Annotated in this window: 11 protein-coding genes; 4 read left to right on the top strand and 7 right to left on the bottom strand. The window is 42.8% G+C overall.

From position 1 onward, the window contains the following. Positions 1-155 precede the first annotated feature (155 nt). Positions 156-923 carry an N-acetyltransferase gene (locus IUZ65_RS03090; protein ID WP_195702338.1) on the top strand — a complete coding sequence of 256 codons (768 nt, stop codon included), beginning with the start codon at positions 156-158 and terminating at the stop codon, positions 921-923. A 322-nt stretch (positions 924-1,245) separates the two neighbouring features. After that, on the top strand, positions 1,246-1,620 hold the full coding sequence (locus tag IUZ65_RS03085; protein WP_195702337.1) for a type 1 fimbrial protein: 375 nt from the start codon (positions 1,246-1,248) through the stop codon (positions 1,618-1,620). 116 nt (positions 1,621-1,736) lie between these two features. Here the strand turns inward: IUZ65_RS03085 and secF are convergent, their stop codons facing one another. The 5 genes from secF to queA all read right to left on the bottom strand — a co-directional run bounded on the left by secF (position 1,737) and on the right by queA (position 7,325). After that, positions 1,737-2,684 carry a protein translocase subunit SecF gene (gene secF, locus IUZ65_RS03080; protein ID WP_195702336.1) on the bottom strand — a complete coding sequence of 316 codons (948 nt, stop codon included), beginning with the start codon at positions 2,682-2,684 and terminating at the stop codon, positions 1,737-1,739. A 9-nt stretch (positions 2,685-2,693) separates the two neighbouring features. Next, on the bottom strand, positions 2,694-4,550 hold the full coding sequence (gene secD, locus IUZ65_RS03075; protein WP_195702335.1) for a protein translocase subunit SecD: 1,857 nt from the start codon (positions 4,548-4,550) through the stop codon (positions 2,694-2,696). Positions 4,551-4,571: 21 nt separating this feature from the next. Further along, positions 4,572-4,907, bottom strand: coding sequence for a preprotein translocase subunit YajC (gene yajC, locus IUZ65_RS03070; RefSeq protein WP_195702334.1), 336 nt, complete (start codon positions 4,905-4,907; stop codon positions 4,572-4,574). A 165-nt stretch (positions 4,908-5,072) separates the two neighbouring features. Further along, a complete protein-coding gene (tgt, locus tag IUZ65_RS03065) occupies positions 5,073-6,197 on the bottom strand; it encodes a tRNA guanosine(34) transglycosylase Tgt (RefSeq protein WP_195702333.1) in 1,125 nt (374 codons plus the stop codon). A gap of 78 nt (positions 6,198-6,275) precedes the next feature. Then, positions 6,276-7,325, bottom strand: a complete 1,050-nt coding sequence (gene queA / locus IUZ65_RS03060; protein WP_195702332.1) for a tRNA preQ1(34) S-adenosylmethionine ribosyltransferase-isomerase QueA — start codon at positions 7,323-7,325, stop codon at positions 6,276-6,278. A gap of 272 nt (positions 7,326-7,597) precedes the next feature. Between queA and IUZ65_RS03055 the strand changes: the two genes are divergently transcribed. Beyond that, positions 7,598-8,077, top strand: coding sequence for a CBS domain-containing protein (locus IUZ65_RS03055; RefSeq protein ID WP_195702331.1), 480 nt, complete (start codon positions 7,598-7,600; stop codon positions 8,075-8,077). A 152-nt stretch (positions 8,078-8,229) separates the two neighbouring features. Here the strand turns inward: IUZ65_RS03055 and IUZ65_RS03050 are convergent, their stop codons facing one another. Beyond that, positions 8,230-10,392 carry a malate synthase G gene (locus IUZ65_RS03050; protein WP_195702330.1) on the bottom strand — a complete coding sequence of 721 codons (2,163 nt, stop codon included), beginning with the start codon at positions 10,390-10,392 and terminating at the stop codon, positions 8,230-8,232. Positions 10,393-10,510: 118 nt separating this feature from the next. Beyond that, positions 10,511-11,467: a LysR family transcriptional regulator gene (locus IUZ65_RS03045; RefSeq protein WP_195702329.1), complete on the bottom strand. Its 957-nt coding sequence runs from the start codon at positions 11,465-11,467 to the stop codon at positions 10,511-10,513. A gap of 135 nt (positions 11,468-11,602) precedes the next feature. Here IUZ65_RS03045 and IUZ65_RS03040 point away from each other — a divergent pair, with 135 nt between their 5' ends. Then, positions 11,603-13,201, top strand: a complete 1,599-nt coding sequence (locus IUZ65_RS03040) for an isocitrate lyase (RefSeq protein WP_195702328.1) — start codon at positions 11,603-11,605, stop codon at positions 13,199-13,201. The last annotated feature ends 11 nt before the right edge of the window (positions 13,202-13,212 follow it).

The raw sequence follows: 13,212 nt of genomic DNA, 5'->3' as shown, positions 1-13,212 counted from the left end.
AAATAACTCCATAGCACCTATTGACAGACTGCTGTCAGAGGAGCACATGTACTGTGGTAATGGTTTATTGTCGTTGGATGGTTGATTCAAGCTGGGAATGTTTTTAATCCACTATTTGACCTGGTTTTTCGTTCTTAATCAAAGTGAGTAGTAATATGAATTACATTGCGCTGTCTAAATCTACTATTGAGTCTGAACACATATGCTGTGCCTTTTCTGATAAAAAATGCCGCGATAGTTATGAAGCGAAAAAATCTTGGTTATCAAAAGAGTTTGATAACGGGTATGTATTTAGGCGCCTAGATGAAAGAGCGAAAGTATTCATTGAGTATGGTCCTGCAGAAAGTGCGTGGTTACCCATTGAAGCACCTGGTTATTTAGCGCTTGGCTGCTTTTGGGTATCGGGTAAATATAAGAATCATGGCCATGGAAAACAACTGTTAGCACAAGCCGTAGAGGACGCTAAGCAGGCAAACATGCGTGGGCTAGTCGCTGTCGTTGGGAAAAAGAAAAATCATTTTATGAGTGACACTAAATGGTTACTTAATCAAGGCTTCATAGTCACGGATACAACTGAAAGTCATTTTGCTTTACTCTCTCTCACATTCGAACATAACGATGAAATGCCTAAATTTTCAGACTGTGTTAGAAAAAGCAACGTCGATGTTGAAGGGTGTGTTGTCTATTATTCAAACCGGTGTCCCTATTCCGAATACCATGTTACTCACTCTTTAGTTGAAAGCTGCCATAAACGTGAAATTGCACTTAAGGTAATTAAACTAGAGACCAAAGAAATGGCTCAGAGCTGTCCATCACCCGCCACTATTTTCAGTCTTTACTATAATGGTATGTTTATAACCACCGATATTAGTGCGTGTATGGATAGCCGTTTTGACAGATATATATCATCTGCTAAAGAATAAAGGCATCCAAGCCTATTTCATTATTAATTGAGAATGTGCGTGTCGTTGAGTTTGCGTGTATTTTGCTTCACGACATTGGATATGAAACACAAATTGCATATCTATAGCAACAACATGTCAATTTCAGATAGCTCAATGGGGTCACATTTTGACTTGAATTGATATAATGTCAATCATAGCCATTAGCATATAACCGACACTTCTAACCAAATAATGCTACAACACTAAAAATATAGTCTACTCTTATCATTGCAAAGGAATAATTGATAATTATATTAAGGAATTATCAATTTATTCATTAGTTAACAATAAGTATATTGCGATGAATAATAAAATAACTTTAGGTTTAACTTTAACTCTCATGTTCACGTCATCATTCAGCCTTGCTTCAGGTGGAAAGATTACATTTTCAGGGAGAATTACAGAACCAACATGTACAATATTGAATTCAACTAAAGCTGAAAGCCTTGAGGTTAGTCGTTGCGAAGGGTCGAGCACTAGCGATCAAGCTTTTATGAACATCTCACTTTCTGACATTAATAAAATAGTTAACCAACACCCCTCCAGCGCTTTACTGCTGGACAGAATAGATCATATGGCAAAAAGACTTAACATTAATATCAATATCGCGAATGTAGAGAGCAAAAAAATGGATGAATCTAATAATAATTATATTATTGAGTTTGAGTATAATTGATATTAAATAATTTATTGATATCTGTCTTTTAAAACATAATTAAAAAATAATGCCGCTAACGTGATTATTAGCGGCATTATCATTTCAACTTAACGAGCACAACTCAACGTTTTTCGTTATGGCATCTCGTCAAATTCTGCACCTTCTTTCTCAATTTGAGCAGGCATCAAATGCTCACGCTGGATACCCAGTTTCAATGCTAGCGCCGAAGCCACATAGATTGAAGAGTATGTACCAACCGTGATACCCAATAGAAGCGCTAGTGCAAAGCCATGAATCATTGCTCCGCCCTGCGTAAACAGTGCGATAACAACAAACAACGTCGTTGCAGATGTAATTAAAGTACGGCTCAATGTTTGAGTAATCGAGTTGTTCATTACTTCAATCGATTCACCCTTACGCATCTTGCGGAAGTTCTCACGTATTCGGTCAAATACAACAATCGTATCATTGAGCGAATAACCCACAACCGTCAACAGTGCAGCGACAATGGTTAGGTCAACTTCAATCTCTAGCAGTGAGAAAATACCTAGCGTAATAATGACATCATGCGTCAGTGCCAACACCGCACCGGCTGCAAGTCGCCATTCAAAACGCATAGAAACATAAAGCAAAATACAGATAAGCGACGCAATAATGGCTAAACCACCGGCTTCGGTTAGCTCATCACCAACATTAGGCCCAACGAACTCGATACGGCGCATCTCTACTTGTTCACCAGTACCTAATTTAATCGTATCCAGTATTTGGTTACCAAGCATCTCACCCGTCATATCTTCACGAGGACGAAGGCGTACCAAAACCTCACGTGCAGAACCAAAATTCTGAACCGTAGCATCACCGAAACCTTCAGCTTGTAACGCACCGCGAATCAGTTCTAGATTAGCAGGTTGCTCAAAACCAACTTCGATTAATGTACCGCCCGTAAAATCTAGGCCCCAATTCAACCATTTAGTTGAAAGCGCACCGATTGATGTCGCGATCATTAAGATTGATAAAACAAATGCAACTTTCGACCAACGCATAAAGTCGATCATTTTGTCTGATTTCATTATCTGAAACATAACTTTTCCTTAGATCGACAATTTCTTAATGCGTTTGCCACCATACATTAGGTTCACGACAGCGCGCGTACCAATAATGGCAGTAAACATTGAGGTCAAGATACCGATAGAGAGCGTAACTGCGAAACCTTTTATCGCGCCAGTACCTACTGCAAATAATATAATTGCAGTAATTAATGTCGTGATGTTCGCATCGGCAATCGTACTTAATGCATTTGAATAGCCTTGATGAATCGCCTGTTGCGGATTACGTCCATCCCGTAGCTCTTCACGTATACGTTCAAAAATCAGCACGTTCGCATCCACCGCCATACCAACGGTCAATACGATACCGGCAATACCCGGTAGCGTCATCGTCGCGCCTGGTATCATCGACATTACACCAATAATCAAAATCAAGTTTGCATTTAATGCCATACAAGCAATTACACCAAACGTACGGTAATACACCAGAGTAAATAGCATTACTGCGATCATACCCCAGATACACGCCTGAATACCCATATCTATGTTTTGCTGACCCATTGATGGTCCAATGGTACGCTCTTCAACGATAGAGATTGGTGCAATCAAAGCACCGGCACGAAGTAGCAACGCTAGGTTGTGTGCTTCTGCTTGTGAATCGATACCCGTGATGCGGAAATTACGACCAAGAGCGGTTTGAATCGTCGCTTGGTTAATAACTTCTTCGTGCTTAGACAAAATAACTTTGCCTTCAGCATTCTTGCGACCACTGTCTTTATACTCTGCAAATATGGTTGCCATCAGCTTGCCGACATTCTTTTTCGAGAATGCTGACATTTTGCTGCCGCCTTCACTATCAAGTGAGATATTAACTTGAGGACGACCATATTCATCATTGCTTGAACTGGCGTCTGTAATACTCTCGCCACCAAGAATAATGCGCTTCTTAAGCACCACTGGACGACCATCGCGATCGGTTTTAATCTCGCTACCCGCAGGCGCACGCCCACTGGCCGCCGCGGCTAAATCCGCTTTATCATCCACTTCACGAAATTCAAGCGTTGCCGTTGCACCAAGAATTTCTTTGGCACGTGCAGTATCTTGCACACCCGGTAATTCAACAACAATACGGCTAGCGCCTTGACGTTGAACAATCGGCTCGGATACACCAAGCTCGTTGACACGATTACGAAGTATCGTGATGTTTTGCTCAACGGCGTAATTGCGAACTTCTGCTAAGCGTGTTTCTAAAAATGTGGCTGTAAGAGAGAAATTACCATTCGATTCAGAATCAACAAAACTCATATCCGCATGCAGTGAAGACAGAACTTGTTTTGCCTGAGCCAATTGTTCTGCGTTACGAAGTACGACTTCTACCGCTTCCTTACCTTGCTTACGAATAGCACGATAACGAATTTTTTCTTCACGTAGTTCTGTACGGAAAGATTCCTCTTGCTGCTCGATTAACTTAACCATAGCCGCATCCATATCCACTTCCATTAAGAAGTGAACACCACCACGTAAATCCAAACCAAGTTTCATCGGTGTAGCGCCGATAGAATCAAGCCAGTCAGGCGTAGCTGGAGCAAGGTTTAACGCAACAATAATATCTTCGCCTAGTGATTCGCTAACAAGATCGCGAGCACTAATTTGAGTATTTGTGTCGTTAAAACGAACAAGAATCGATCCATTCTCTAATACTATGGATTTATTTGATAAACTCTTTTCATCAAGAGTTTTAGTGACAGCATCCAGCGTTGACATATCAACAGAGGCGCCACGCGCCCCTGTAATTTGAATAGCCGGATCTTCACCGTAGATATTTGGAAGGGCATATAGCGCACTGATAGCAATGGCAAACACGACCATCAGGTACTTCCACAAAGGATAACGGTTCAGCACAGTAAGGACCCTTTAGCTGAATTATAAAGACTTGAGCGTACCCTTTGGCAGCACTGCAGTAACGTAATCTTTCTTAATCGTTACTTCATTGTTGTCATTTAGGGCAATCACAAGATAATCATTGTCTTCAGAGATTTTGCTAATCTTGCCAGCAAGACCACCACTAGTAAGCACTTCATCACCCTTGCCCATCGCTGACATTAGGTTTTTATGCTCTTTTGCACGCTTAGATTGCGGGCGGTAAATCATGAAGTAAAAAATGGCTGCAAACATGCCGAGCATGATTATCATCTCGAAACCACCACCGGGTGCCGCGCCTTCAGCTGCTGCGTGAGCCTGAGAAATGAATAAACTCATTCAAAAATGTCCTCTATTTTAAGGTTTTAATTGCTATAAGAAATTGGGGAGTAGTTTCCTTATTTCAAGGTCTACTCCAAAATATTGAGCTATTGTCGTTCGATTTCTATAGGTTGGCGACCTTAATTGCATCCCTGACACATAAAAACCGTCTAATCAGTGCTCTTATTTATTCAATGGCGGTACGTCTCGGTCTCGACGTGCATAGAACTCTTCTACGAACTGTTCGAAACGCTCCTCGTCAATCGCCTTACGAATACTTGCCATCAATCGCTGATAATAACGCAAATTATGGATAGTGTTCAGTCTTGCACCTAAGATTTCGTTACAACGATCAAGATGATGCAAATACGACTTCGAATAATTCTGACAAGTGTAACAGTCACATTCTGAATCTAGTGATCCTGTATCCGTTTTATGTTTCGCATTACGGATCTTGATCACACCACCGGTAACAAATAGGTGGCCATTACGGGCATTTCGGGTTGGCATGACACAATCAAACATGTCGATACCGCGACGAACACCTTCGACCAAGTCTTCTGGTTTACCCACACCCATCAGGTAACGAGGCTTATCTTCCGGAAGTTGAGGGCATGTATGCTCAAGCACACGATGCATATCTGCTTTAGGCTCACCAACAGCCAAACCACCCACTGCATAGCCATCAAAGCCAATCTCAGTTAAGCCTTTTACAGAAACATCGCGCAGGTCTTCAAATACACCACCTTGCACAATACCGAATAATGAATTCGGGTTTTCCAGCTTATCAAAGTGATCACGGCTACGTTGTGCCCAACGAAGTGACATCTCCATCGATTTTTTAGCTTCATCGTGGGTCGCAGGGTATGGCGTACACTCATCGAATATCATCACGATATCAGAGCCTAGGTCTTTTTGAATCTCCATAGACTTTTCAGCATCCATAAAGATCCTGTCGCCGTTCACAGGGTTACGGAAATGCACACCCTCTTCGGTAATCTTGCGGATATCACCAAGGCTAAATACTTGGAAACCGCCTGAATCAGTAAGAATTGGACCATGCCAATTCATGAAATCATGTAGGTCACCATGCATTTTCATTACTTCCTGACCCGGACGTAACCAAAGGTGGAAGGTGTTACCCAATAGAATTTCTGCACCCGTACCTTTCACTTCTTCAGGTGTCATGCCTTTAACCGTACCATAAGTACCTACAGGCATAAACGCAGGTGTTTCAACCGTACCACGTTCAAATTGAAGTTGACCACGACGGGCATTGCCCTGTTTTTTAATTAGTTCGTATTTCACGAAACCTCCGATGTGCCAGAGAAACAGTCTGACTTATGTGTCGCTTCCTAACAATAACGTTACTGTTAGGAATAAAAATTAGATTTTTTTATTGATAAACATCGCATCGCCGTAGCTAAAGAAGCGATACTTTTCATTCACGGCATGCTCGTAGGCTGCCATTACATTGTCATATCCTGAAAACGCACTCACTAACATGATCAATGTCGACTCAGGTAGGTGGAAATTAGTGATAAGACAATCAATTAACTGATACTGGTAACCAGGATAGATAAATATTTCTGTGTCATCGAAAAACGGAACCAATTCTGTCCCATTTTTAACGGCACTTTGTGCCGCGCTTTCTAAAGACCGAACCGACGTAGTACCCACTGCAATCACTCGACCACCACGGGCTTTCGTTGCGTTAACGGCGTCAACGACTTGTTGAGAAACTTCGACATATTCTGCATGCATATGGTGATCGAGAATATTATCAACCTTTACAGGCTGGAATGTGCCTGCACCAACATGCAATGTCACAAAGGCGAATTCAACACCTTTAGCTTGAATTTTTTCTAGAAGGTCATCATCAAAATGCAATCCAGCAGTTGGCGCAGCAACGGCTCCTGGGATTTCATTGTAAACCGTCTGATAGCGTTCTTTGTCTGCATCGTCGTCTGGGCGATCAATATAGGGAGGAAGTGGCATATGACCCACTTCGTTTAATATCTCTAATACCGCTTTATCCGATTTAAATCGAATTTCAAACAACGCACCATGACGGGCAACCATCTCCGCTTCGAATTGGTCATTTTCGCCAAGAAATAGTTCGGTTCCTGGTTTTGGCGATTTAGAAGAGCGCACATGTGCCAAGATTGAATGCTCATCGAGCATACGTTCAACGAGTACTTCTATCTTCCCGCCGCTAGCCTTACGACCAAAAAGTCGAGCTGGTATGACGCGCGTATTGTTAAAGACTAACAAATCGCCTTCTTCAACGAGATCGAGGACATCTTTAAATGTACGATCCGTTACCTCACCAGAAATGCCGTTAAGTTGAAGCAATCGGCTTGCTGTGCGCTCTGCCATAGGATAGCGAGCAATCAGTTCATTGGGCAGCTCAAAGCTGAAATCAGAAACTTGCATTGTGTTGTCTTTAACTCTATTTAACGAATAAATTTGCAGGAGCGTAGTATAGGGGGCATACCATTAATAGCAAGGCCTGCTAGCAATAAAGTGGACAAATACTCATCACGCATTCATCCCGCTTCTATCTCCTTAAAATATCATCAATTGTTGTTTTGTAAAAGTTTGTAACTGAGGCTAAGAATACTGCTTTGGCTCTCAGTTAATTCCTATAAACCCTCCTATAGTTAAGTCTATTCGTTCACTTTATAACGCCCCCTTTGGAGGTCGAGATGATCAAAATTGAAGACATGATGACTCGCAACCCTCACACGCTTTTGCGGTCCCATTCATTATCAGATGCAAAGCATCTAATGGAGGAACACGAAATTCGTCATATTCCTGTAGTAGATACCGAAAATAGGCTGCTTGGCGTTGTCACCCAAAGGGATGTTCTGGCAGCACAAGAATCTAGCTTACAAAAGATACCTGAAGACCAATCTCATACCTTGACTACCCCTTTAGATATCGCAATGCGCAGAAACGTAATGAGTGTTGATCCTCATGCTGGTTTAAAAGAAAGTGCGGTTTATATGCAAAAGCACAAAGTCGGTTGTTTGCCCGTTGTTTTTAATCAGGAACTCGTCGGTATTATTACTGATAGTGATTTTGTCACCATTGCCATTCATCTTCTTGAATTGCAGGAAGAAATAGAACCAAATGATGATGAGTTTACAGAACAAGAAACGGAAAAATATAACAACGAGTTTTGAGCTTGAGAGAATGAATACAGACATCATTTAACCAATAAAAATGATGTCTGTTGTTGTGCGGCTTAACCGAACGAAATGACCCCTTCATAGAGATGACGTCATTGAATAAAGTATGACAAGCCTCACCTTTGGAGTAATGAAGCTATCGCGCTTTAAGCTTTAAGCTTTAAGCGCATTGCGTGCAATACCGGTTCGGTATACCCGCTTGGCTGTGCGCATCCTTCAAAGACAAGTTCGCACGCCGCTGCAAAGGCAATACTTCCATCAAAATTAGGCGACATATTAAGGTAATTACCGTCACCCGCGTTTTGCTGGTCAACGATACCCGCCATTCTCTTCATGGTTCCCATCACTTGTTCTTTGCTGCATATTCCATGATGTAGCCAATTAGCAATATGTTGGCTAGATATTCGTAATGTTGCACGGTCTTCCATTAAGCCGACGTCATTGATATCCGGTACTTTAGAACACCCGACACCTTGGTCTATCCAGCGAACCACATAACCCAATATACCCTGGGTATTGTTATCCAACTCTTTTTGAATATCGTCCGCGGTCAGCTTTTGCTCCCCCAGTAGCGGAATCGTTAAAATATCATCGACACTCGCTTGCGTACGATGACGCAACTCCTCTTGGCGACTAGGTACATTCACCTGATGGTAGTGCAATGCATGCAGTGTCGCAGCCGTTGGCGAAGGTACCCATGCTGTGTTCGCGCCCGCTTGAGGATGACCAATCTTGGCCCCCATCATTTTGGCCATATTATCTGGCTCGGGCCACATGCCTTTACCGATCTGAGCCTTGCCCTTAAGACCGCACGCTAAACCTATATCCACATTTTGGTCTTCATAAGCTCCGATCCAAGTCATGGTTTTTAATTGAACTTTTGGTGCAAACGGTCCGGCTTCCATACTGGTATGTATTTCATCACCGGTTCGATCCAAAAAACCAGTATTAATAAAGACCACACGCTCTTGCGCTTCGCGGATGCACTCTTTCAGGTTAACGGATGTACGACGCTCCTCGTCCATAATCCCAACCTTAATTGTATTGCGTTCTAAACCCAGCGCGTCTTCAATACGACCAAACAGCTCCGTGGTAAACGCCACTTCTTCAGGGCCATGCATCTTTGGTTTAACGATGTTGATACTGTTCGCTGTTGAGTTTTGAAATGGGCTATTGCCTTTTAAATCGTGCATGGCTATCAGTGAGGTGATCATGCCATCCATAATACCCTCTGGTACCTCGTTACCGGCAGAATCCAATATCGCAGGGCTTGTCATTAGGTGACCAACATTGCGTATAAACAGCATACTGCGGCCTTTTAACGAGATTTCACCCCCGTGCATATTAGTGTAGTAGCGATCTGCGCTCATTTTGCGCACGACAATTTTGCCATTTTTATCGAATGATTCTTGCAAATCGCCTTTCATTAGGCCCAGCCAGTTTTGATAGGCTAAGGCTTTATCTTCACCATCAACCGCCGCGACAGAATCCTCGCAATCCATAATGGTGGTCAGAGCCGACTCAATAACGACATCTTTTACACCGGCTGTATCTAACTTACCAATAGGAGTTGTTGGGTCGATTTGAATCTCTAGGTGCAGGTTATTGTGCTTGAGAAGGATGGCCGTCGGCGCAGACCTATCACCCTGATAACCGATCAGCTGTGAGCTGTCCATTAAGGTGACTTGCTCGCCGTTGCTCAAAGTGGCATTCAGCGTATTGCTAATCGTATAACGAGTCGCATCGTGATGTGACGCCCCATTTAAAGGGGTCGCACTATCTAAAAAATCCCGAGCGTATGTGACAACCTTAGCACCACGAACTGGGTTAAATTGCGTACCTTTTTCGGCTCCGCTTTCTTCACTAATAACATCGGTACCATAAAGAGCATCATACAGGCTTCCCCAACGAGAGTTAGCTGCGTTTAAAGCAAAGCGCGCATTCATAATCGGCACAACGAGCTGCGGGCCTGCTTGTGTAGCAATTTCTGGTTCAACGTTACTGGTCGACACTTGGAAGTCATCACCTTCTACAACGAGGTAACCAATTTTTTGTAGAAAATGTTTATATTCAATCGGATCTAGCGCCTTATCTGAACGCGCTTTGTGCCACTCATTAATACGACGTTGTAGATCTTCTCGCTTAGTCAGTAACGCTTTATTTTTCGGTGCAAGGTCATCAAGAATCGCTTCAAACGATTGCCAAAAATCGTCGGCATTAAGATCGGTACCAGGAATAATGTGTTGATTTACTAATGCGTAGAGGGTGCTATCAATCTGTAAGCCGCCCTGTTGAATGCGATTGCTCATAATATCTCTCTAGTTTTACCGATTATAGTATGTATTTTATACTAGAGAGAGGATGATAATTTAGATAATTTATAGTTTTTATATTCAGTATTTTTTACATGAATATAGCTATGTCTATTTATTGAGCAGTAATGCCACTTTCTAACTCACTTGCTACATCCTTAATAAGACGACGCATCCACTGATGACCGGGGTTACTTTGCAACAATGGACTCCATGCCATCTTTAGTTCAAACGGTGCAACAGGGAATGGAACTGGCTTGATCATCAGCTTAGGATTGTTCATCTGTAACTGGGCGGCTTTGGTTGGAATGGTTACAATCAGGTTTGTTTCTTCCGCTAGGAGAACGGCCGCTAAATAGTGCCTAGTAAATACCGTAATATTGCGCGTTTTCCCTAGCCGAACTAATTCAGCGTCCACCCAACCTAACTTTTGAGAATCGCTAGGATTCACTCCGACCCCTGTCCCCATCCCTGTTTTGCTGATCCACACATGTTGCGCCTGAAGATAAACATCCAAATCAAACTGTTTTGCTGCTGGATTATCACAACTGAATAGGCAGGAGAAGGTGTCATGCCAAATATTAGTTTGATGGAACGATTGTGGAATATGGTCGAAACGGTTAATTACAATATCTACTGTACCCTGTTCCACATCTTGGTAGCTCACGTCACTTGGTGTCATAATATCCAAACGAACTTTTGGGGCGATGGTACCTAATCGCTTCAATAGTGCTCGAATCAGAGTCGATTCAGTATAATCACTCGCCATAATACGAAACAGCCGATCGCTATCTTCACAGCAAAATTCGGCTGTCGGTTGCACCGCCTTTTCAACGTTCGCTAAAACATTCCTGATAATTGGCTGTAACTTCTGAGCACGTTCAGTTGGCACCATTCCTTCGCTTGTTCGTATCAATAATGGGTCACCAAATAAGTCACGCAGACGTTTAAGCCCATTGCTCATTGCCGGTTGTGTGATACCAAGTTGACTTGCAGAACGAGTGACATTTCGCTCTCGAAGCAGTACATCTAAATATACCAATAAGTTGAGATCGATTCTGGCTACATTCATATAATAAATACCGAATATAATAGCTATAAATTAGCTAAATCATCACATGAATGGTTAAACTTTGTCCATGCCTAACCGCTAGCAATCGACCAGTTTTTTGGTCTACATCTCAACTTCATGGAACGAGGAATACCTATGTCACAAATAAATAAAGACATTGACACAATCGGAGCTGCTAAAAATGCAGCTGGTGCCCCGTGGGATGCAATTAGTCCAGAATCTGCCGCTCGTATGCGTGCTCAAAACAAATTTAAAACGGGTTTAGATATCGCCCAATATACCGCAAACATTATGCGTGCTGATATGGCCGCTTATGATGATGATCACTCCAACTACACTCAGTCATTAGGTTGCTGGCACGGTTTTATTGGCCAACAAAAAATGATTTCTGTTAAGAAGCATTTTGGTGGAAAAACAGATGGACGCTACCTTTACCTTTCTGGTTGGATGGTTGCTGCACTTCGTTCTGATTTTGGCCCTCTGCCTGACCAATCAATGCATGAAAAAACCTCGGTGGCAGGCCTAGTTGAAGAGCTGTACACATTTTTACGCCAAGCCGATGCAAGAGAGCTGGGTGGATTATTCCGCGCTTTAGACAATGCCCGTGAATCTGGTGATACGACAGCACAAGCATCGATTCAAGATCAAATCGATAACCATGTTACCCACGTTGTTCCGATTATTGCGGATATTGATGCAGGATTTGGTAACGCTGAAGCCACATACCTGATGGCTAAGCAGATGATCGAAGCCGGTGCTTGTTGCTTACAAATTGAAAACCAAGTAGCGGACGAAAAACAGTGCGGCCACCAAGATGGCAAGGTGACGGTTCCTCATGCGGACTTCCATGCAAAACTTCGTGCACTCCGTTATGCATTCTTAGAGCTAGGTATTGATAACGGAATTATTGTTGCCCGTACCGACTCACAAGGTGCTGGTCTTACGAAAGAAATCGCTGTGGTTAAAGAGCCCGGTGACCAAGGTGACGTATATAACTCATATTTAGATGCTGAAGAGATCGATGTTGCAGAGATGGCTGAAGGCGATGTTTGCTTTAATCGTGATGGCAAACTGGTTCGTCCTAAGCGCCTTCCTTCAGGTTTATATCAATTCCGCTCTGGAACGGGTGAAGATCGCTGTGTATTTGACTGTATCGAAGCGATTAACGCAGGGGCTGATCTCTTGTGGATTGAAACAGAGAAACCGCACATCGGTCAGATCAAAGAGATGATGGACGGTGTTCGCGCTGTTCACCCTAATGCTAAGCTTGTTTATAACAACTCGCCCTCTTTCAACTGGACGCTTAATTTCCGTCAACAGGCCTATGATGCCATGGTAGAAGCAGGAGAAGATGTCTCTGCTTACCATAGAGAAAGCTTGATGAGTGTTGAATACGATGAAACTGAATTATCCATTCGTGCCGATGATAAGATCCGCTCTTTCCAAGCTGACGCATCTCGCGATGCCGGTATCTTCCACCATTTAATTACCCTACCAACCTACCATACCGCGGCGTTGTCTACCGACAATCTAGCCAAAGAGTACTTTGGTGACCAAGGAATGTTGGGTTACGTTAAAGGCGTACAACGTAAAGAGATCCGCCAAGGTATCGCCTGTGTTAAACATCAAAACATGTCAGGCTCTGATTTGGGTGATGATCACAAAGAGTACTTCGCTGGTGAAAATGCACTGAAAGCCGGTGGTGCTTTGAATACTTCCAACCAGTTTAACTAACCCCTAGCTAA

This window comes from Vibrio sp. VB16 (assembly GCF_015594925.2).
GTDB lineage: Bacteria > Pseudomonadota > Gammaproteobacteria > Enterobacterales > Vibrionaceae > Vibrio.
Note: the sequence above shows the minus strand (reverse complement) of the source record. Positions and strands in the feature narration are given on the sequence as shown.